Here is a 20555-nt window from a genome sequence, read left to right as displayed (position 1 = left end):
AACCGATGAGGCGTCACGCTCCGAAGACTCTCCGTGACCACGATCGAGCAGTCCATGGCCCCCGCCGGAGGGCAGCACACCGCCCCGACGGCCGGCCGGGGCGTCCGCCGCCTGCTGGCCGCGCTCGCCGGGCTGCTCGCGGCCGGGGTCGCCCTCGGGATCGCCGAGCTGTTCGCCGGCTTCATCGGTGCGGCGTCCTCACCGGTCATCGCCGTCGGCAACGCGGCGATCACGCTGACCCCCGAGTCGGTCAAGCAGTTCGCCATCAGCACCTTCGGCGAGGACGACAAGATCGCCCTGGTCGTCGGGACGCTGGTCGTCATCGCCGTCTACGCGCTGGTCATCGGGCTGGTCGGACTGCGCAGCCGCCGCCTCGGCGTCGCCGGCATCGCCGTCTTCGGCCTGGTCGGCGTCGTCGCCGCCCTGACCCGCCCTGCGGGCGGGCTGTTCGACGCGGTGCCCTCCCTGGTCGGCGCCGTCGCCGGCAGCCTGGCGCTGCTGGCCCTGCTGCGGCCGCTGACCCTCCCCACCTCCTCCGCCCCGCACGCCGAGCCCACCGCCGGTGCGACCGGGACCGTCCAGCCCCAGGACGGGCTGCTCGGCCGGGTGCGCGACGTCCTCGGCTCCGGTGACCGCAAGGGCACCGGCCTGGACCGCCGCGGGTTCCTGCTCACCAGCGGTGTCGCGGTCGGCGTGACCGCGGTCGCCGGTGGCGGTGGCCGCCTGCTGCAGCGCCGCTTCGACGTCGCCGGGGCCCGGTCCGAGCTGGCCCTGCCCACCCCGGCCTCCGCGGCCCCCGCGCTGCCGGCCGGCGCCGACCTCTCCGCGAGCGTCGAGGGCCTGACCCCGCTGTTCACCGACAACCGCGAGTTCTACCGCGTCGACACCGCGATCACGGTGCCGCAGATCCGGCCGGCCGAGTACTCGCTGGAGCTGACCGGGATGTTCGACACCCCGCGCACCTACTCCCTCGACGACCTGCTGGGCCGCAGCGACCTCATCGAGCGCGACATCACGCTCACCTGCGTCTCCAACGAGGTCGGCGGCGGGCTCGCCGGCACCGCCCGCTGGCTCGGCGTCCCGCTGGGCGCCTTCCTCCGGGAGAACGGCGTCCGCGACACCAGCGACCAGCTGGTCTGCCGCTCGGTCGACGGCATGACGATCGGCGCCCCGACCCGCTCGGCCCTCGACGTCCCCGACGCGATGCTCGCCCTCGCCATGAACGGCGAACCGCTGCCGGTCGAGCACGGCTTCCCGGTGCGGATGCTGATCCCGGGCCTGTACGGCTACGTCTCGGCCTGCAAGTGGATCACCGGCATCGAGGCCACCACCTACGACGCCTTCGACGCCTACTGGACCGAGCGCGACTGGGCGGCCCAGGGCCCGATCAAGGTCGCCTCGCGGATCGACACCCCCGCCCCGCTGCGCCGCTTCCCCGCCGGCCGGCGCGCCATCGCCGGCGTCGCCTGGGCCCAGACCCGCGGCATCGGTCTGGTCGAGGTCAAGGTCGACGACGGCGACTGGCTGCCGGCCGAGCTCTCGCCCGAGGTCGACGCCGACCTGTGGCGCCAGTGGGTCCTGCCCTTCGACTTCACCCCCGGCTCGCACTCGGTCACCGTCCGCGCCACCAGCGAGGACGGCGAACTGCAGACCGACGCGCGCGCCACGCCGTTCCCCAACGGCTCCAGCGGCTGGCACCAGATCGTGGTCGTCGCCAGCTGATGCATCCGGATCGGTTGCGGGCAACGAACATCTCCTGACACCCGCACACGATCCACCCCACAGACCGCGTCCCCGACACCCGCCGAGGACGTACCGGCCGCTCCCTGCGGCCGGACGCACCACCCCCGCGACGGCCCTGCCCCGCCGTCGCACGACTGACGAGGAGCACCATCGTGAAGACCAACCTGCTCACCCGCAGCACCCTGATCCTCGCCGCCTCCGGCCTGGCCCTGTCCCTGAGCGCCTGTGGTGGCGCCGAGGAGGCGGCCAGCAACGCGGGTGCCGCTGCCAGCAGCGCCGCCGGTGGCATGACCAGCGAGTCCCCGTCGTCCAGCAGCAGCGCCCCCATGACCAGCGCCGCCGCTGACGCCGAGCCCTTCGGTGCCGGTTGCGCCCTGGTCCCCGCCGACGGTGCGGGCAGCTTCTCCGGCATGACGGCCGACCCGGTCGCCACCGCCGCCAGCAACAACCCGGTCCTGTCGACCCTGGTCCAGGCCGTCACGGCCGCCGAGCTCGGCGACACGCTGAACACGACCGACGACATCACCGTGCTGGCCCCGGCCAACCCGGCCTTCGAGGCCGTCCCGGCCGACGCCCTGCAGGCCCTGCTGGCCGACAAGGCCATGCTGACCGCGGTGCTCACCCACCACGTCATCCCGGGTCGCCTGACCCCGGAGGAGCTGGCCGGCGAGCACGAGACCCTCAACGGCGACATGGTCACCATCGAGGGCTCCGGCGAGGACTTCACCATCGCCGGCACCGACACCGTGCTCAAGGCCGCTGACGCCAGCGTGATCTGCGGCAACGTGCAGACCGCCAACGCCACCGTCTACATCATCGACCAGGTGCTCGCCCCGACCGCCTGATCGACCACGCTCGAGAGCCCGGCAGGTCACCGACCTGCCGGGCTCTCGGCCGTCCGGGGCCGGTGCGCCGCACCGGTCTACGCCCGTGACCGGACGTCGTCCAGGTAGCGCAGGACGGCGGTGACGCGGCGGTCGGCGGCGTCGTCGGGCGGCAGGTCGAGCTTGGCGAAGATGCTGCGGATGTGCTTGTGCACCGCCCCGTCGGTGACCACCAGCCGCTCGCCGATCGCGGTGTTGCCCAGCCCCTCGGCCATCAGCGCCAGCACCTCCCGCTCGCGGGGGCTCAGCCGGTCCAGCCGCTCGTCGTGCCGGGTGCGGGCGAACAGCTGGGCGACCACCTCCGGGTCGATCGCCGTCCCGCCGCCGGCGACCCGGTGCAGCGCGCCGAGGAACTCCGCCACCCGGCCGACCCGCTCCTTGAGCAGGTAGCCCAGCCGGGCAGCGCCGCCGGCGAGCAGCTCGGTGGCGAAGGACTGCTCGACGTAGGCCGACAGCACCAGCACCGCGAGGTCCGGCCGTCGGCGCCGGGCCTCGACGGCGGCGACGATGCCCTCGTCGGTGTGCGTGGGCGGCATCCGGACGTCGACGATGGCGACGTCGGGCCGGTGGTCGTCCAGGGCGGTGAGGAACTCCGCCGGGGTCCCCGCGGTGGCCACGACGTCCAGGCCCTCGGCGCGCAGCAGCAGGGCCAGGCCCTCGCGCAGCAGGGCGTCGTCCTCGGCGATCACGATCCGCACGGCAGCTCCGCGGTCAGGGTGGTGGGGCCACCGGGTGGGCTGGACAGGGTCATGGTGCCGTCGTGCGCGGCGACCCGGCGGCGGATGCCCACCAGCCCGGAGCCGCCGCCCTCGGTGGCGCCGCCGCGTCCGTCGTCGGTGACGCGCACGCACAGCCGCCCGTCACGGGAGCGCACCGAGACCGCGACCCGGCCGGCGCCGCTGTGCCGGGAGGCGTTGGTCAGCGCCTCGGCGACCAGGAAGTAGGCGGTGGCCTCCACCGAGGCCGCGCAGCGCACCGGGACGTCGACGTCGACGTCGACCGTGCAGGGCACCGCGGAGGAGACGGCCAGGCCGGTGAGCGCGCCGGCCAGCCCGCGGTCGGCGAGCACCGGCGGCAGGATCCCGCGGGCCACGCTGCGCAGCTCGGCCAGCGCCTGCTCGGCCGCGGACTGCGCCCGCTCCAGGATCTCCTCGGCCGCCGCCGGGTCCCGGCCCGCTGCGCGCCGGGCCGCGCCGAGCAGCACCGTGACCGCGACCAGCCGGTTCTGCGTCCCGTCGTGCAGGGCGCGCTCGATCCGGTGCAGCTCGGCGGCGTGCGCGTCCAGCGCGGCGGCCCGGGTGGCGGTCAGCTGGGCGACCCGCAGCGAGAGGTCGGCCGTGGGCGCGGTGTCGAGCAGCCGCTGCCCCCGGCCCTGCACGAAGCGGGCGATGTGCGGCACCAGGACGACGATCAGCGCCGTCCAGCCGACCCCGAGCAGCACGACCGGGTACAGGTCACCCCAGTCCTCGACGACCCAGAAGGTGAGCGAGTCGGTCGGCTCCCCCTCCGGCAGCAGCCACCACCAGGCCGGGAAGCTCAGGTCGCGGACGGCGTAGACCGGCAGCAGCACCCCGATCGCGGCCAGCAGCAGGACGCCGGTGCCGTGGCCGGCCAGCCAGTGCAGCTCGCGCCGGGTGGCCGGGGCGGCGACCGCGTCCCGCAGCCGTTCCGGCGGCGGCCCGGGGCTCAGCAGCTCCGGTCCCCAGCGGCCCAGCCGCGCCCGCTCGCGGTCGGCCACCGCGTGCACGCCGCGCAGCACGGCCGGGACGGCGAGCAGCCCGACCCCGACGACGCTGGTGAGCCCGGCCACCAGGAGGAGGACCAGCACGCCGAGGGCCAGCAGCGCGGTGCCGAGCACCCCGGGCAGCTGCTCGAGGGCGAGCAGGGTGGCGCCGGCGGTGCGGGCCACGACGCCCCGCTGCCCGCCCCAGGTCCGCACGGGTCCGAACGGTAGGCGGCAGGCCGGCGCAGGGACAGCGCGACGGGGCAGGAGTACAGCCTGCTGTACCCCGCAGCCCTCCCGAGGTGCAGGATCGAGGCCCGAGGACCCCAGGAGGACCCGCATGCCCCGCCCACTCCCGCCGCTGCCCACCACGGTCGTCGGCAGCCTGCCCCAGCCCGACTGGCTGATCGACCGTGAGCGGCTGGGCCACCAGTTCCCGCCGCGGGTCCGGGCCCGGGAGCTGTGGCGGGTGCCGCCGGAGCTGCTGCAGGAGGCGCAGGACGACGCCACGCTGGCCACCGTCCGGGCGCAGGAGGTGGCCGGGCTGGACATCATCGGCGACGGCGAGATCCGGAGGGAGTCCTACTCCAACCACTTCGCCACCGCGCTGGAGGGCCTGGACCTCGACCACCCGGGGAGCGTGCGCAACCGGTCGGGCATCGACATCCCGGCCCCCCGCGTCGTCGGGGAGATCCGGCGGCCCGCGCCGGTGCAGGTCCAGGACGTGCGGTTCCTCCGGGCCGCGACCGACCGCGCGGTGAAGATGACCGTCCCGGGTCCGTTCACGATGGCCCAGCAGGCCCAGGACGACCACTACGGCGACGACCGGGCGCTGGCGCTGGCCTACGCCGAGGTGGTGCGCGCGGAGATCGCCGACCTGTTCGCCGCCGGCGCCGACATCGTGCAGCTGGACGAGCCGTGGCTGCAGGCCCGGCCCGAGGTGGCGCGGCGCTACGGCGTCGAGGTGCTCACCGCCGCGCTGGCCGGTGCCCCCGGCCCGGTGCACGTGCACGTCTGCTTCGGCTACGCGGCGATGGTCGCCGACCGGCCTGAGGGCTACTCGGTCCTGCCTGAGCTGGCCGAGGTGCCGGCCGCGGCGGTCTCGGTGGAGACGGCGCAGTCGCACCTGGACCCGGCCACCCTGCGGCCGCTGCGCGGGAAGGGCGTCGCGCTCGGCGTCCTGGACCTGTCGACCGAGGAGGTCGAGACGCCGGAGGTGATCGCCGACCGGGTGCGGCGGGCACTGGACCACGTCGACGTCGACACGCTGGTGCTGTCCAGCGACTGCGGTCTGAAGTACCTGTCCCGGGCGTCCGCGGCGGGCAAGATGCGCGCGCTCGCCGAGGCTGCGGTGGTGCTGCGCGGCGAGCTCTGACCGGCTCGCCGATCAAGGTGCACAGGGCAACCTCCCAGCGGGGATCGGCCGGACAGGCGAAGATCGACCGGTTCTGACTACCGACCGATCGGAGGCCCTCCCGTGGCTGGTGGACTCGTGGCCCTGCTCGACGACGTGGCCGCGCTGGCCCGCATCGCAGCCGCCTCCGTCGACGACATCGGCGTGGCAGCAGGCCGGGCCAGCGTCAAGGCCGCCGGTGTCGTCGTCGACGACGCCGCGGTCACCCCGCAGTACGTGCGCGGCCTGGCCGCGAAGCGCGAGCTGCCGATCATCCGGCGCATCGCGATCGGGTCGCTGCGCAACAAGCTGCTGATCCTGCTGCCGGCGGTGCTGCTGCTCAGCCAGTTCGCCGACTTCCTGCTCACCCCGATCCTCATGCTCGGCGGGTGCTACCTGGCCTACGAGGGCGCGGAGAAGGTGTGGGGCCGGATCAGCGGCCACTCGGCCGGGCACGGCGCGGACGACGGGGAGCCCAAGGACGAGGACGCCATCGTCTCCGGTGCCGTCCGCACCGACTTCATCCTGTCGGCGGAGATCATGGTGATCTCGCTCAACGAGGTCATCGACCAGGCCTTCGTCGCCCGGGCGATCATCCTCGCCGTGGTCGCCGTGCTGATCACCGTCGTCGTGTACGGCTTCGTCGGCCTGATCGTGAAGATGGACGACATGGGTCTGGCGCTGGCCCAGCGGCGCAGTGGGGCGGTGGCCCGGTTCGGTCGCGGCCTGGTGAGCGCGATGCCCAAGCTGCTCGCCGTGCTCACGGTCGTGGGCACCGCCGCGATGCTCTGGGTCGGTGGGCACATCCTGCTGGTGGGCGCCGACGAGCTCGGCTGGCACGGCCCCTACGAGCTGGTGCACCACCTCGAGGAGGGCGCGCACGACGCCCTCGGCGCCGTCGGCGGTGTCGCCGGCTGGCTGGTGAACACCCTGGCCAGCGCCCTGATCGGCCTGGTCGTCGGCGCGCTGATCGTGGTCGTCATGACCCTGACGGTGCACCGGCACAAGAAGTCCGCCGCGCACTGAACGCACGAAGGGCCCGGTCTCCAGACCGGGCCCTTCGTGGTGGTGCGGGGTGCCGTCACGCCGGATCCCCGCTCTCGCGGGACACCGATGTGGAGGTGGCGGGAATCGAACCCGCGTCCTCCGACGCAACGCCAGGGCTTCTCCGAGCGCAGTCCGCTGTGTCTCTACTCGACCCCACCGATCCCACGAACAGGTCGGTGTGACGGGCCCAGTCGCTGTTTGGTTTTCCCCACGCGCCCGCGACCGGTGCGTGAGGTGAGCCATCTAGCTGATGCCAGGAACCGGGTCGATGGCGAACCCGGGCTGACAGACTCGCCTAGCTGCTGTTAGGCAGCGAGAGCGAAGTCGCGCTGACTGGAGTCGGCGCTTGTGTGTTGTGCAACGCATGGTTAACGAGCTCATCGTTGCCTTCCTCGGCTCGCTTCCCCTGGCCTCACGACCGAAGTCGAGACCAATCACCCCCTGTGCAGTTATGCGTCGAGACTAACGGCACCTGCAAGCTGGTTGTTCCCGGCCCCGTCGCAGGGGCCCGCCGCGAGCCTGCGAGTGGTGGGGGGCGACGGGGTCCTTCGTCTAGATCCAGTCGCGGCGCTTGAAGATGACGTACAGCGTCACGCTCACCATGACCATCAGCGTCAGGGCGAACGGGTAGCCCCAGTACTCGTCGAGCTCGGGCATGTGCTCGAAGTTCATCCCGTACACGCCACCCACCAGGGACGGCGCGAAGAGGATGGCGGCCCAGGCGGAGATCTTCTTGACCTCCTCGCCCTGGGCGATGCTGGTGAGGGTCAGCTCGCGGATCTCGTCGTTCTGCCGCTGGGCGACCAGCGTGGCGTTGACGGTGAGGATCTCGCGCAGCTGCGACCGGAACCCCTCGACCCGCTCGGTGATGCCGGTGACGTGGTCGGCGACGTCGCGCAGGTAGCTGCGCAGCTCTTCGTCGACGCCGTACTTCTCGAAGCCGGCGGTGATGGCGGCGAGGATGCCGGTCAGCGGCTGCACGGCCCGCTGGAAGTCCACGACCTCCTGCGACAGCTCGTAGGTGCGCCGGGACACGTGCGGGTCACCGCGGAAGACCTGGACCTCGATCTCGTCGATGTCGTTCTCCAGCCCGGCGACCACCGGCACGTAGCCGTCGACGACGGCGTCCAGGATCGCGTAGAGCACCGCCTCGCTCCCCCGGGCCAGCAGGTCCGGTGAGCTCTCCAGCCGGCGGCGCACCCGGGAGAGGTCCGGGGACTCGCTGTGCCGCACGGTGATCGCGAAGTCCTTGCCGAGGAACAGGTGCAGCTCGCCGAACTCCACCTCCTCGGTCGCGTCGAGGTACCGGGCGGCCTTGAGGACGACGAAGAGCGTGTCGCCGTAGCGCTCGAACTTCGGCCGCTGGTGGGCCTGGATGGCGTCCTCGACGGCCAGGTCGGGCAGCCCGTACTGCTCGGCGAGCTCACCGAGCTGGGCCGGCTCCGGGCGGTAGAGCCCCAGCCAGACCATCCGGTCGTCGAACCCGTCGGTCAGCCAGTCGTGGCTCTCCGCCGCCGAGGACGGCGTGGCGATCCGGCGGCCGCCCGCGTAGACGCCGTTGTCGACCATCCGCGACTGCAGCGTGGCCGGGGCCTGCACCACCGGGCTCTCCGGCTGGCGCGGGACCTCGACCACCGGGCGGGGCCGGCGGGTCAGGGTGGACAGGGCGGCGCGCGGGGCGATGCGCGCAGGACGGCGTTCGGTCACGGGGCACTCCGGGAGGACGCGGGGGTGGGGACGCCGGGTCGGTCCCCACGGCGCGCCGTCCCGGGTCGGACGTCGACCGGGTGCGTCAGCGGGCAGGGACCCCGGGACTGTGACTGGGGGGTTCGGTGCGCACCTGCCCGGTCACCTCCTGCTGTCTCCACGTCGGCCGGCGGCGGTCCGCGGGCCGTCGACCATCGTGACACCCCGGACGGCTGCCCCGCACCCCAGCCGCCCGGCCGGGTGGTGAACACCCGGTGGCCCGTCGGCCCGCAGATTAGGCCCCATGACCGCGGTGACCGTCTCCCGCCCGGGTCGAGGGGGCACGGGGCGACCGCGTCGACCCCTGGGCGAGCGGAGCCGGCGCCGTCGACCCCGCCACCGGGGACGACGGCGGTCGACCCCGGATGCGGCCTACGGGGTCCCGGTCACCCACCCAGGACCAGGCTGATCATCCCCGGCAGCACGATCACGATGAGCAGCGCGCCCAGCACGTCGAACGAGGCACCACTGCGGATCATCTTGGTGATCGGCACGATCCCCGACCCGTAGACGATCGCGTTCTGCGGCGTGGAGACCGGCAGCATGAAGCCGAAGGACGCGGCGAAGGTGGCGGCCAGCGCCGGCACGAACGGGTCGATCCCGGCTGCCACGGCCACCGGGATGACGATCGGCACGACGACGGCCGCGGACGCGGTGTTGCTGGTGGTCTCGGAGATGACGATCGCCAGCAGCACCGCGAAGACCGTGATCGCGAAGGTGTTCGTGAGCCCGAGCAGGTCGGCCGAACCCTCGCCGATGGTGAGCGCCAGGCCGGTGTCGGCGAGCAGCGACCCGAAGATGATCCCGGTGCCGAACAGCAGCACCGTGCCCCAGTCGATCCGCGCGGCGTCGCTCCAGGCCAGGGTGAACTCCCGCTTGCCCCAGTCGGTGGGCAGCACGAACAGCAGCGAGGCGCCGAGCACGGCCACGATGCCCTCGTTGAGCCGGCCGCTGACGGTCTCGTACAGGCTGGACTCGGTGCCCGCGGTGAGCGCGATGATGCCGGGGAAGACCCAGCAGAAGACCGTGACGCCGAAGGCGATGAGGGTGTTCCGCTCGGCCACGGAGAACCGGCCCAGCTCGGCGCGCTCCGCGCGCACGTACTCGCTGACCCCCTCGATCCGCCGGATCTCCGGCTTGTTGAGCACCAGCAGCACGAAGGCCAGCGCCACGAACATCAGCAGGCAGATCGGTGCCGCCATCAACATCCAGTCCAGGAAGCTGATCCGCTCCCCGGTCGCCTCCTCGATCAGCCCGCGCCCGATCAGGTTCGGCGGCGTGCCGACCGGGGTGAGCAGGCCGCCGACGCTGGCGCCGTAGGCGAGCATCAGCATCAGCGCAACGCCGATCCGCAGCCGCAGCGGGTCGAAGTCCGACTCCACCAGGCCCTTGCTCTGCAGGAGCTTGGCGATCACCGACAGGATGCCGATCGCGGTGGGCAGCAGCATGGCCACCGTCGCGGTGTTGGACACGAACGCCGACAGCAGCGCGGTGATCGCACCGAAGGCGATCACGACCCGGTAGGTGGACGCCCCGACCCAGCGCATCGACAGCACGAACATCGCGAACCGCCGGGCGAGCCCGTGCTTGAGCATCGCCTGGGCGAGGATGAACGCCCCGATGAAGGTGAAGACCGTCGTCGACCCGAACGGTGCGAGCGCGTCGTTGGCCGGCACCACGCCGAGGACGACGATCGCGCCGATGCCGATGAGGCCACCGATGGGGATGGGCACCGGCTCGGTGATCCACAGGACGATGACCCCGAGCAGGACGGCCGCCAGCAGGTGCTGGTCGCGGGCGAGGTCCAGGGGCAGCAGGGCGAAGACCAGCGTGACCGCCGGGGCCAGGAAGAGCCCGACGGTGCGGCGTCCCTTCTCGAAGCGCTCCTCCGCCGGCGACAGGGTCTGTTCCCCGAGGCTGCGGTAGGTGGCGTTGTCCAGGAACGCGGCGTCGACGTCGGTCGGCCGGCCCGCCGGTGGGCTGTTGCGCTCGGTCGCGGTCATCCGGCCTCCGAGTGGCTCGTCGTGTGATGTGGACCACAGCCAGTGCGCACCCTAGGGCAGGTCCGCCTCGAGGGGAACCTCTTCGTGCGGCGCCACCGGAGGGGCCACCGGCCCGGGCCGTCCGTCGATCAGGTGAACACCGAAAGGCGAACGCAGTAAGAACTTGTACTGCGTTCAGGTTTTGGGCTAGCTTCTCCCTCATGGCGAGGACAGGGCACACCGCGGGCACCCCGCGCTGCTCCATCTCCGCCGTGATGGGCCTGCGCGAGCGCAAGAAGCTCGAGGCCTGGCGCACCATCCGCTCGACCGCGCTGCGCCTGATCAGCGAGCGCGGGTTCGACGCGGTGAGCGTGGAGGACATCGCCGCCGAGGCCGGTGTCTCCCGGACGACGTTCTTCAGCTACTTCCCCACCAAGGAAGCCGTCGCCTTCGACCTGGACCCCCAGGCGCTGGCCGAGTGGCGCGAGCGCGTGGCCACCGACACCGACGACCGACCGCTGTGGCCGGCGCTGACCGACCTCTACGTCGACATGGCCACCGTGCTCGCGGAGTGGCTGCCCGTCCAGAAGCGGGTGCTGCAGCAGCACCCCGGGCTGACCCAGTCCGCCCGGGCCACCTGCGACACCTTCGCCCCCGACCTGTACCGCTGGATCAGCCGCCGCACCCCCGACGGCGACCGGCTGCTGACCAGCCTCCTGCTCAACGCGTCCATGGCCGGCTACATCACCGCGCTCGAGGTCTGGGACCCCGCCGACCCCCTCGACGTGCTCCTGGACTCCGTCCGCACCTGCCTGCACCGGGTCGGCGCCGGTCTCGCCGCCCCGGAGCACAGCCCCTCCACCGCCTGACACCGCCCGTCAGGTCCCCACACCCCGCCCGACCGCGCAGCGCCGCCGGTCGTGCGTCCCCGCTCGTCCCACCCCTCACCACTGCGCGCTGCGCAGGAAGGACGGCCTCGTCATGGCCTCAGACAGTCTCACCTCGTCGTCGGGGGCCTCGGCCTCCACGGCGCCGGCGTCCGGCCACCCGGCCGGCGACGGACCCGACCCGAAGCGCTGGCTGGCCCTCGCGGTCATCGCCATCGCCCAGCTCATGGTCGTGCTCGACGCCTCCATCGTGAACATCGCACTGCCCGAGGCCGTCGCCGACCTGGGCATCACCCAGGCGAACACCCAGTGGGTCGTCACCGCCTACACGCTGGCCTTCGGCGGGCTGCTGCTGCTCGGCGGCCGCATCGCGGACTTCATCGGCCGCAAGCGCGCCTTCCTCATCGGCCTGGCCGGCTTCGCCTTCGCCTCCGCGCTCGGTGGCATCGCCCCCAACCAGGAGCTGCTGTTCGCCGCCCGCGGCCTGCAGGGCGCCTTCGCCGCACTGCTCGCCCCGGCCGCGCTGTCGCTGCTGGCCGTCACCTTCACCGACCCCAAGGAGCGCGCCAAGGCCTTCGGTGTCTTCGGTGCCATCTCCGGCGGTGGCGCCGCCATCGGCCTGATCCTCGGCGGTGTCCTCACCGAGTACGCCTCCTGGCGCTGGACACTGGGCGTCAACGTGCCGATCGCGATCGCGACGATGATCGCCGCCGTCTCGCTGGTCAAGGAGAGCCGCGCCACCGGTGACCGTCGCTACGACGTCCCCGGCGTCCTGCTCTCCGCCCTGGGCCTCGTCGCCCTGGTCTACGGCTTCAGCAAGGCCGCCGAGGAGGGCGTGGGCTGGACCGACCCGGTCACCCTGACCCTGCTCGCCGTCGCCGTCGTCCTGCTCGTGTCGTTCGTGCTCTACGAGCGTCGCGCCAGCCACCCGCTGCTCCCGCTGCGCGTGGTCCTCGACCGCAACCGGGGTGGCTCGTACCTGATCTTCCTGCTCGTCGGCGCCGGGATCTTCGCGATCTTCCTGTTCCTGGCCTTCTACTTCCAGCAGACCCTCGGGTACTCGCCGCTGAAGTCCGGCTTCGCGTTCCTGCCCTTCAGCGGCGGCATCATCGTGGGTGCCGGGATCGTCTCCCAGCTGCTCCCCCGCATCGGCCCCAAGCCGCTGATGATCGTCGGCCTGGCCATGGCCGTGGCCGGCATGCTGTGGCTGACCGGGATCGGTGAGACCAGCTCCTACGTCACCGAGGTGCTGCCCGCGCTGATCGTGATCAGCGTCGGCATGGCGGCGGTCTTCGTGCCGACGTCCAGCACCGCGCTGGTGGGTGTCGAGGAGCACGACGCCGGCATCGCCTCGGCGGTGCTCAACACCGCGCAGCAGGTCGGTGGCTCGCTCGGCCTGGCGCTGCTGAACACCTTCTACGCCTCGGCCGTCACCGGCCACCTGGCGGACAACCCGGGCAGCTCGCCGAACGCCGCCTTCGTGCAGGGCTACCACGTCGCCTTCATCGGTGGCGCGGTGCTCCTGGGCGTGGCCCTGCTCGTCGCCCTGGCCCTCATCTCGGCCAAGAAGGACGACCTCCCCACCGAGGGCGCCCTGGCGGTCTGACCGCCCCCTGCACCGCATCCCGCCCCGCCGCGACCTGGTCGCGGCGGGGCGGTGTGCGTTCAGGGCGGGATGCGTTCAGGGCGGTGTCCGGTCAGGTCGCCGGCAGCTCCCGCACCCAGGACGTGCGGGTGTGCACCGTGACGAAGCCCAGCCCCTCGTACAGACCGAGCGCCCCACTGCCGTTCTCGCTGTCGACGTCGAGCCCGGCGAGCTGGCAGTCGCGCACCGCCGCCCGGTGCAGCGCCTCGGCGATCACCGCCTTGGACAGCCCCCGCCCGCGGTGCTCCGGGACGACACCGATCTGGCCGTAGTGGGCCTCCCGCCGTCCGGTCGCGGCGGTGTCGGACTCCCACACGTAGGCCAGCGCGTAGGCCACCACCGCGCCGTCGTCGAGGGCCAGCACCGACAGGTCCGGCCGGAAGGACGCCGAGCCGGTGAACATCGTCTGCCAGGAGGCCTCGTCGCGTTCGCTGGAGCCGTAGTGCTCGGTGAACGCCCGGTTGTGGGCCCGGCGCACCTCGTCGTCCCGGGCCGGGTCGAAGGCGACCAGCTCGATGCCGGGCACCTCGCGCCCGGCGGGCAGGTCGCTCAGCGGCCGGTGCATCGTGTGGAACCAGCGGGTGGGGGTCAGCCCGGCCCGGCGGGCCAGCGCCTCGGCGTCGGGCATCGTCGTGGGCAGCGAGGCGGTGAGCCGGGCCGGCGCCCCGGGGTGCCGTTCGGCGTGCACCTGCCCGCCGCGCTCCAGCTGCCAGGTCAGCAGCGCCCGGCCCACGCCGCGCCCCCGCCACGCCGGGTGCACCCGGCCGTCGAGGTACACCGCGAGCGCGTCGCGGAAGGTGGGCGGGGCGACGACCGTTCCGAAGGCGACGAGCTCTTCCCCCGCGCGCACCAGCAGGCTGTCCCGGGGCAGGTCGACGAGGTCGTTGAGCCACTCCTCGGCGAGGTCGTCGGCGCTGTGGTGCTCACCGGTGCGGTCGACCTCCTCCGCGGCCGCGAGCAGGTCGGCGAGCGCGGGCAGGTCGTCGGCGGTGATCGGGGTGCTGGTCAGGCCGTCGGGCAGCAGTACGGACACGGTCGGCACCGTAGCGCCGCGCTCAGACGCGCACGAACAGGCAGAACGGGTGGCCGGCCGGGTCGGCGTACACCCGCACCACCTCGCCGTCCTCCTCGTGCCCGCCCAGCGGCCGGGCGCCGGCCTCCTCGGCCAGCGCGCACGCGGCGTCGAGGTCGTCGACCTCCAGGTCGAGGTGCTGCTGCATCTGCTGCTCCCCCGGCGCCGGCGGCCACACCGGCGGTACGTGATCGGTCTCGAGCTGGAACGACAGGCCGGTGCCGCCGTCGGTCGGGCGCAGCGTCGCCCACCCCGCGTCGTCGTCCCGGAGCGGCCAGCCGAGCAGCCGCTGGTAGAACCGCGCGAGCCCGCGCGGGTCCGGCGTCCCGAGGACGGCGGCGGTGAGGACGGCGCGGGGCATGGTGACCTCCAGGGCTCGGGTGTCCGGGCACTCTGGCACAGGGGTCCGACGGTCCGAGGCCCCGACGTCCGGAGGACCGGGCATGCTCGCCGGGTGACCAGCCCCGAGCGTGCGCGCCTCCTGGCCTCCGAGCTGACCCCGGGCGAGGTGGACGCGCTGGCGACCCAGCTGCTGCTCCTGGCCGGCGGAGCCCCGGACCTCGCCGTCGCGCTCGTGCGGTGGGCGCGGGGGGACCGCGGTGTCCAGGTCGGCCCGACCCTGGCCACGGCCGGGCTCGCCCTGGTGACGCCGCAGCTGGGCCGGTGGTCGATGCACCTCCCGGGGCGGCCGGGCCGCGCCGTGCGGGTCGCGCTGATGGCCGCGCACCTGCTGCTGCCCCTCGCCGCCGGCGCGGCACCGGGGACCGTGGTCGGCACCCGTCACCCGCTCTGGCAGCCGGCGGTCTCCGGCGCGGCTCGGGCACTGGGCGCCGTCCGGGTGGTGCGGGTCGTGCTCCGGGTGGCCCGCCGGCGGCGGGCCACCGCGGTCACACCAGGGTGACGACGACCTTGCCGCGGACGTGGCCCTCGGCGACCTGGGCCTGGGCGGCGGCGGTCTGCTCCAGCGGGAAGGCCTTCGCGATCGCCACCCGCAGCTGACCGGCGTCGGACATCCGGCCCAGCTCCTCCAGGTCGTGCCACTCGGGCCGGACGAAGACGTACCGGCCACCGAGGTCGCGCACCACCGGGTCGACGATGCTGGCGATCCGGGACGGGTCCTCGACCTGGTCCGGGGCGTCGCCCAGCGCCGCGCCGCCGACCAGGTCGAGGACCGCGTCGACCTTCTGCGTGAGCTGCTCGCTGATCGGGCCGGCGTTGTAGTCGAGCACCTCGGCGGCGCCGGCGTTGGTGAGAAAGCCGTGGTTGCGCGGGCTCGCGGTGCCGATCACGTGCGCGCCCAGGGCGGCGGCGATCTGCACGGCGAAGAAGCCGACGCCCCCGGCCGCACGGTGGACGAGCACCCGGTCGCCCTCGCCGACGTCGAGGGCCTCGGTCAGCGCCTGGTAGGCGGTCAGCCCGGCCAGCGGGAGCGCCGCGGCCTCGGAGAAGTTCAGCGACTCGGGCTTGCGGGCCAGGCAGCGCTGCGGGGCGGCCACCAGCTCGGCCGTCGTCCCGTGCTGGACGTCGTCCCGGCGGACGTAGCCGAACACCTCGTCACCCGGGGCGAAGTCGACCACCGCGGGGCCGACCCGCTCGACGGTGCCGGAGACGTCCCAGCCCGGGACGATCGGGAAGTGGTGCGGGAAGAGCCCGGCCAGGTGACCCTCGCGGATGCCGATGTCGACCGGGTTGACGCCGGCGGCGTGCACCCGCACGAGGACGACGTCGGGCCCGACGGGCGGCTCGGGCAGGTCGTCGCGGAGCCGGAGCACCGACGCGTCGCCGAACTGGTCGTAGGCGATGCCGCGCATGAGGTCAGCGCCGTCCCTTCACGTAGCGGCCGAAGGCGCGTTCCATCTCCCGGCGGGAGTCGCGCTCGGCCAGGTCCTGGCGCTTGTCGTAGCTCTTCTTGCCCTTGGCCAGCGCGAGCGTGGCCTTGACCTTGCCGTCCTTGAAGTACAGGTCGAGCGGGACGAGCGTGAACCCGCCCTCCTTGGTCTTGCCGATCAGCTTCTCGATCTCGTACCGGTGCATGAGCACCTTGCGCTTGCGGCGCGGGGTGTGATTGGTCCACGTGCCCTCGGTGTACTCCGGGATGTGCACGTGCTGCAGCCACACCTCGCCCTGGTCGACGGTGGCGAACCCGTCGACGAGCGAAGCACGACCCATCCGCAGGCTCTTGACCTCGGTGCCGGTGAGCACCAGGCCCACCTCGTAGGTGTCGAGGATCGAGTAGTCGTGCCGCGCCTTCTTGTTCTGGGCGATGAACTTGCGCCCCTGTTCCCGCGGCATCCCCCCAGTCTACGGAGCCCCCGCCACCCCGCCGACCGGGTTCCGCGCAGCCCTCGCCGTCCGTGAGATCTGCGATCCCGCGGTCACCTGGCTGCAGAGGCCACGAGGTCGCAGATGTCGAGCGACCTGTGGACGGCGCCAGCGCGACCGGTGCCCCAGCCGTCACCCTCTCCCGGTGCCGCGCCGCCTCCCGCCGTCCCGACTGCACGAGCCGGTCACCCGGTCCACGGCCCGTGCCGCCGGCATCAGCGACTGGCAGCTCCGCCACCCCGACGTCGTCCGGCTCTCCCGGGACACGTACCTGCCGCTCGACCAGGCGACGGACCTGCGGACACGGCTGCCGGCGGTCCTGCTGACGGCACCACCGGGCACCGTGGTCAGCCACCGGACCGCGGCGGCGCTGTGGCGGGTCGAGGTGCCGCTCACCCCGGCCGACGGCCCGGTCGATCTGACCGTCCCGGCGGGCTCGCGTGCCCGCAACCGGCCGGACCGCCGCCTGCACCGGTCACCGCTGCCACCGGAGGACGTCGAACGACGGTGGCAGCTGCCGGTGACCACGCCGGCGCGGACCTGGCGCGACCTGGCCGCGGTGCTCGACCCGCCCGCGCTGCTCGCCGTCACCGACCAGCTGCTCGACGTCCTCTGCACGCCCGCCGACCTGGAGCGGACACTCGCCGTCCGCCCCACCGGACGCGGAGCGGCGCGGGCCCGCCGCGTGCTGGCGGTCGCCGACCCGCGCATCGACTCCCCGATGGAGTCGGTGCTGCGGTGGCTGCTGCACGAGGCCGGCCTGCCCCGCCCGACCCTGCAGTTCCGCGCCACCGACGACCGCGGCCGGCTCATCGGCCTCGGCGACCTGGCGTGGCCGGACCGCAAGGTGCTCGTCGAGTTCGACGGGGAGGTCCACCGAGAACGCGGGGTGTTCGTCAACGACCTCCGCCGGCAGAACCGGCTGGTGCTCGAGGGCTGGACGGTCCTGCGGTTCACCTCCGCCGACGTCCTCGGCCGCCCGCAGGACGTCGTCGCCACCGTCGCCCGCGCCCTGCGCCGGTGACATCTGCGTTCTCGTGGCCAATGAGCCTCGAGGGCCACGAGTACGCAGATCTCGAGGACGCTCACTGCCTACCCGACCCAGCAGCGCCCATGACCGGCGGCGGCCCGCCCCCTCGCGCGTCCGCGCGGCGAGATCTGCGATCTCGGGGCTTCCCGGGCTCAACAGCCACGACTTCGCAGATCTCGCGGCCGCACGGGGCCACGGACGACGACGGCCCCGCGACCGGGTGGTCGCGGGGCCGTCGTCAGGAGCGGACTACAGGCGGACGTAGAGCCGCAGCGTGACGTAGGCGGCCACGGCGGCCAGCCCGACGCCGGCAGCGGCGATCACCGGCGAGATCGCGATGATCGCCGACCAGTCGACCGGCGGGATGATGCCCGCCTTGATCGGCCCGGCCAGCGTCTTGTCCACGAACAGGACCTTGGTCAGCACCAGCCCGCCGATCGCCAGCAGCGCACCGATGAGCCCGGCGAGCGCGGCCTCGAGGATGAACGGCAGCTGGGTGTACCAGCGCGAGGCGCCGACGAGTCTCATGATGTTGGTCTCGTTGCGTCTGTTGAAGGCCGCGAGCTGGATCGTGTTCGAGATCAGCAGCAACGCGGCCAGCGCCTGCACGAGGGCCACCGCGATGGTGCCGTTGCGCGCGCCGTTGAGCAGGCTGAACAGCCGGTCGAGGAAGTCGCCCTCGTCGCGGACCTCGTCCACGCCGTTCTGCCCGTTCGGGAACTGCTCGGCGATCACCGGGTAGCGCTGCGGGTTGACCAGCTCGACCCGGAAGCTCTCCGGGAGCGCGTCCTCCGGGGTGTTGGCGATCAGCGCCGGCTGCTCCTGGAACTGCTGGGTGAACCGCTGGTAGGCGTCGGCCTTGGACTCGTAGACGTAGTCCTTGACTTCCGGCGAGGAGTCCAGCTGGGCCGCGATCGAGTCCCGCTGCGGGTCGGTGATCCCGTCGGCGAGGTAGATCGAGACCTGGATCTTGTCGTAGTAGATCTCCCGCATGTCGCCGATCATGTTGGCGATCAGCAGACCCGTGCCCATGAGCCCGAGCGAGATCCCGGTGGTCAGGATCATCGCCACGGTCATGGTCAGGTTCCGACGCAGCCCGGCGGCCACCTCGGAGAGGACGAAGTTGACGCGCATCAGTTCCCTGTCATGTGGTCCGGCAGGCGGGTCATCTCAGCGGCCCAGGCCGTAGACGCCGCGGCTCTGGTCGCGGCTGAGGATCCCGTCGTTGAGCTCGATCACGCGACGCCGCATCGAGTCGACGATGTGGTAGTCGTGCGTGGCCATGACGACGGTGGTGCCGGTGCGGTTGATCCGCTCCAGCAGCAGCATGATGTCCTGGCTCGTCTCGGGGTCCAGGTTGCCGGTGGGCTCGTCGGCCAGCAGCACCAGCGGCCGGTTGACGAACGCGCGGGCGATCGCGACCCGCTGCTGCTCACCACCGGAGAGCTCGCCGGGCAGGCGGTTCTCCTTGCCGTCGAGGCCGACCATCTCCAGCACCTCGGGGACGACGCGCTTGATCGTGCGCGAGGGCTTGTTGATCACCTCGAGGGCGAAGGCGACGTTCTCGGCGACCGTCTTGTTCCGCAGCAGCCGGAAGTCCTGGAAGACGCAGCCCATGGTGCGGCGCAGCTTCGGCACCTGCCACTTGCTCATCGTGCCCAGGTTCTTGTCGTTGACCTTGATGACGCCCTTGGTGGGGTTCTCCTCCTTCAGCAGCATCCGGAGGAAGGTCGACTTGCCCGAGCCCGAGGAGCCGATGAGGAAGACGAACTCCCCCTTGTCGATCTGCATCGAGACGTCATCCAGGGCCGGCCGGGGGCTGGTCGGATAGATCTTGGTGACGTGTTGCAATTCGATCACGAGGGACGACGGTACCTGTCCCGGGCCGCATCATGACCGGTTCGCCCGGCGCGCCCCGGATCTGTGTGCGACACGCGGCGCCGGGTCCCGCCCGTCAGAGGGCCTTGCCGTCCTCCTGCGCCTGCTCCTGCTGACGCCGCCAGCGGATGCCGGCCTCGATGAAGCTGTCCAGGCCGCCGTCGAGGACGTCGGAGGGGTTGCCGCTCTCCACCTCGGTGCGCAGGTCCTTGACCATCTGGTACGGGTGCAGGACGTAGGAGCGCATCTGGTTGCCCCAGCTGCTGCCCTCGCCCTTGAGCGCGTCCATCTCCGCCCGCTGCTCGGCCTGGCGGACGACGAGCAGGCGGGCCTGCAGCACCCGCAGGGCGGCGGCGCGGTTCTGGATCTGGGACTTCTCGTTCTGGCAGGACACGACGATGCCGGTCGGGATGTGGGTCATCCGGACGGCGGAGTCGGTGGTGTTCACGCTCTGCCCACCGGGGCCGGAGGAGCGGAAGACGTCGACCCGGATCTCGTTCTCCGGGATGTCGACGTGGTCGGTCTGCTCGACGACGGGCAGCACCTCGACGCCGGCGAAGGAGGTCTGCCGGCGTCCCTGGTTGTCGAAGGGCGAGATGCGCACCAGCCGGTGGGTGCCCTGCTCGACCGAGAGGGTGCCGTAGGCGTAGGGCTGCTTGACCGCGAAGGTGGCCGACTTGATCCCGGCCTCCTCGGCGTAGGAGACGTCGTAGACCTCGGTGGGGTACTTGTGCCGCTCGGCCCAGCGCAGGTACATGCGCATGAGCATCTCGGCGAAGTCGGCGGCGTCGACGCCACCGGCCTCCGAGCGGATGGTCACCAGCGCCTCGCGGGAGTCGTACTCCCCCGACAGCAGGGTGCGCACCTCGAGCTCCTCGAGCACGGTGCGGATGCCGTCGAGCTCGCGCTCGGTCTCGGCCAGGGTGGCCTCGTCGCCCTCGTCGGCGGCCATCTCGTGCATCAGGCCGACGTCGTCGATCCGGCTGCGCAGCTCCTCGACCCGGCGCAGGTCCCCCTGCAGGTAGGACAGCCGGGAGGTGAGCGCCTGGGCGGCCTCCACGTTGTCCCAGAGGTCCGGTGCGGCGGACTTCGCCTCGAGGTCGGCGACCTCGCGACGGAGGTCGTCGACCCGCATCACGGCCTCGATGGACTTCAGGGTCGTGTCGAGTTCGTCCAGGACGACGGAGAAGTCAGCAGCCACAG

19 protein-coding genes and 1 other RNA gene are annotated in these 20555 nt (G+C 72.7%); 8 read left to right on the top strand and 12 right to left on the bottom strand.

The annotated features are described in order from the left end of the window. Positions 1 to 33 precede the first annotated feature (33 nt). Both O2W14_RS16715 and O2W14_RS16710 read left to right on the top strand, forming a co-directional pair. Positions 34 to 1722 carry a molybdopterin-dependent oxidoreductase gene (locus O2W14_RS16715; RefSeq protein WP_269177240.1) on the top strand — a complete coding sequence of 563 codons (1689 nt, stop codon included), beginning with the start codon at positions 34 to 36 and terminating at the stop codon, positions 1720 to 1722. Positions 1723 to 1895: 173 nt separating this feature from the next. Further along, positions 1896 to 2588 carry a fasciclin domain-containing protein gene (locus O2W14_RS16710; RefSeq protein ID WP_269177239.1) on the top strand — a complete coding sequence of 231 codons (693 nt, stop codon included), beginning with the start codon at positions 1896 to 1898 and terminating at the stop codon, positions 2586 to 2588. A 77-nt stretch (positions 2589 to 2665) separates the two neighbouring features. Here the strand turns inward: O2W14_RS16710 and O2W14_RS16705 are convergent, their stop codons facing one another. Then, positions 2666 to 3325, bottom strand: coding sequence for a response regulator transcription factor (locus tag O2W14_RS16705; RefSeq protein ID WP_269177238.1), 660 nt, complete (start codon positions 3323 to 3325; stop codon positions 2666 to 2668). Beyond that, the gene (locus O2W14_RS16700) at positions 3313 to 4566 is read right to left on the bottom strand and encodes a sensor histidine kinase (protein ID WP_269177237.1); all 1254 of its coding nucleotides are present in this window, start codon (positions 4564 to 4566) and stop codon (positions 3313 to 3315) included. Before O2W14_RS16700 ends, O2W14_RS16705 begins: the two co-directional genes overlap by 13 nt. Positions 4567 to 4690: 124 nt before the next feature. On the opposite strand from O2W14_RS16700, the gene O2W14_RS16695 reads away from it, so the two are divergent. Both O2W14_RS16695 and O2W14_RS16690 read left to right on the top strand, forming a co-directional pair. Next, positions 4691 to 5725, top strand: coding sequence for a 5-methyltetrahydropteroyltriglutamate--homocysteine methyltransferase (locus tag O2W14_RS16695; RefSeq protein ID WP_269177236.1), 1035 nt, complete (start codon positions 4691 to 4693; stop codon positions 5723 to 5725). A gap of 117 nt (positions 5726 to 5842) precedes the next feature. Beyond that, complete coding sequence (locus O2W14_RS16690) at positions 5843 to 6769, top strand: DUF808 domain-containing protein (RefSeq protein WP_269177235.1); 927 nt, start codon at positions 5843 to 5845, stop codon at positions 6767 to 6769. An 87-nt stretch (positions 6770 to 6856) separates the two neighbouring features. On the opposite strand, the gene ssrA is transcribed toward O2W14_RS16690, so the two are convergent. The 3 genes from ssrA to O2W14_RS16675 all read right to left on the bottom strand — a co-directional run bounded on the left by ssrA (position 6857) and on the right by O2W14_RS16675 (position 10539). Next, positions 6857 to 7232: a transfer-messenger RNA gene (ssrA, locus tag O2W14_RS16685) on the bottom strand. Between the two features lie 110 nt (positions 7233 to 7342). Next, a complete protein-coding gene (locus O2W14_RS16680; RefSeq protein WP_269177234.1) occupies positions 7343 to 8497 on the bottom strand; it encodes a magnesium and cobalt transport protein CorA in 1155 nt (384 codons plus the stop codon). A gap of 425 nt (positions 8498 to 8922) precedes the next feature. After that, on the bottom strand, positions 8923 to 10539 hold the full coding sequence (locus O2W14_RS16675; RefSeq protein WP_269177233.1) for an SLC13 family permease: 1617 nt from the start codon (positions 10537 to 10539) through the stop codon (positions 8923 to 8925). A 200-nt stretch (positions 10540 to 10739) separates the two neighbouring features. On the opposite strand from O2W14_RS16675, the gene O2W14_RS16670 reads away from it, so the two are divergent. Both O2W14_RS16670 and O2W14_RS16665 read left to right on the top strand, forming a co-directional pair. Next, positions 10740 to 11387 (top strand): TetR/AcrR family transcriptional regulator, encoded by a 648-nt coding sequence (locus O2W14_RS16670; protein ID WP_269177232.1) that lies wholly within the window; start codon positions 10740 to 10742, stop codon positions 11385 to 11387. Positions 11388 to 11499: 112 nt separating this feature from the next. Then, positions 11500 to 13011 carry an MFS transporter gene (locus tag O2W14_RS16665; RefSeq protein WP_269177231.1) on the top strand — a complete coding sequence of 504 codons (1512 nt, stop codon included), beginning with the start codon at positions 11500 to 11502 and terminating at the stop codon, positions 13009 to 13011. A gap of 91 nt (positions 13012 to 13102) precedes the next feature. Here O2W14_RS16665 and O2W14_RS16660 read toward each other — a convergent pair whose 3' ends face one another. Then, positions 13103 to 14083 (bottom strand): GNAT family N-acetyltransferase, encoded by a 981-nt coding sequence (locus tag O2W14_RS16660; protein WP_269177230.1) that lies wholly within the window; start codon positions 14081 to 14083, stop codon positions 13103 to 13105. Between the two features lie 22 nt (positions 14084 to 14105). Next, a complete protein-coding gene (locus O2W14_RS16655) occupies positions 14106 to 14483 on the bottom strand; it encodes a VOC family protein (protein ID WP_269177229.1) in 378 nt (125 codons plus the stop codon). Positions 14484 to 14576: 93 nt separating this feature from the next. On the opposite strand from O2W14_RS16655, the gene O2W14_RS16650 reads away from it, so the two are divergent. Then, entirely contained in the window at positions 14577 to 15023 is a 447-nt protein-coding gene (locus O2W14_RS16650) for a hypothetical protein (RefSeq protein WP_269177228.1), read from the top strand. Here O2W14_RS16650 and O2W14_RS16645 read toward each other — a convergent pair. Both O2W14_RS16645 and smpB read right to left on the bottom strand, forming a co-directional pair. Continuing rightward, positions 15010 to 15933 carry an NADP-dependent oxidoreductase gene (locus tag O2W14_RS16645; protein ID WP_269177227.1) on the bottom strand — a complete coding sequence of 308 codons (924 nt, stop codon included), beginning with the start codon at positions 15931 to 15933 and terminating at the stop codon, positions 15010 to 15012. The genes O2W14_RS16650 and O2W14_RS16645 overlap by 14 nt on opposite strands. A gap of 4 nt (positions 15934 to 15937) precedes the next feature. Continuing rightward, a complete protein-coding gene (gene smpB / locus O2W14_RS16640; RefSeq protein ID WP_163611021.1) occupies positions 15938 to 16414 on the bottom strand; it encodes an SsrA-binding protein SmpB in 477 nt (158 codons plus the stop codon). Positions 16415 to 16589: 175 nt separating this feature from the next. Between smpB and O2W14_RS16635 the strand changes: the two genes are divergently transcribed. Then, on the top strand, positions 16590 to 17468 hold the full coding sequence (locus tag O2W14_RS16635; protein ID WP_269177226.1) for a DUF559 domain-containing protein: 879 nt from the start codon (positions 16590 to 16592) through the stop codon (positions 17466 to 17468). A gap of 255 nt (positions 17469 to 17723) precedes the next feature. On the opposite strand, the gene ftsX is transcribed toward O2W14_RS16635, so the two are convergent. The 3 genes from ftsX to prfB form a co-directional block, all read right to left on the bottom strand. Continuing rightward, positions 17724 to 18608 (bottom strand): permease-like cell division protein FtsX, encoded by an 885-nt coding sequence (gene ftsX, locus O2W14_RS16630; protein ID WP_163611023.1) that lies wholly within the window; start codon positions 18606 to 18608, stop codon positions 17724 to 17726. 36 nt (positions 18609 to 18644) lie between these two features. Beyond that, positions 18645 to 19334, bottom strand: coding sequence for a cell division ATP-binding protein FtsE (ftsE, locus tag O2W14_RS16625; protein ID WP_269177225.1), 690 nt, complete (start codon positions 19332 to 19334; stop codon positions 18645 to 18647). 94 nt (positions 19335 to 19428) lie between these two features. Continuing rightward, entirely contained in the window at positions 19429 to 20553 is a 1125-nt protein-coding gene (gene prfB, locus O2W14_RS16620) for a peptide chain release factor 2 (protein WP_269177224.1), read from the bottom strand. Between the last annotated feature and the right edge of the window lie 2 nt (positions 20554 to 20555).

Source organism: Modestobacter sp. VKM Ac-2986 (assembly GCF_026967795.1).
Taxonomy (GTDB): Bacteria; Actinomycetota; Actinomycetes; order Mycobacteriales; family Geodermatophilaceae; genus Modestobacter.
Note: the sequence above shows the minus strand (reverse complement) of the source record. Positions and strands in the feature narration are given on the sequence as shown.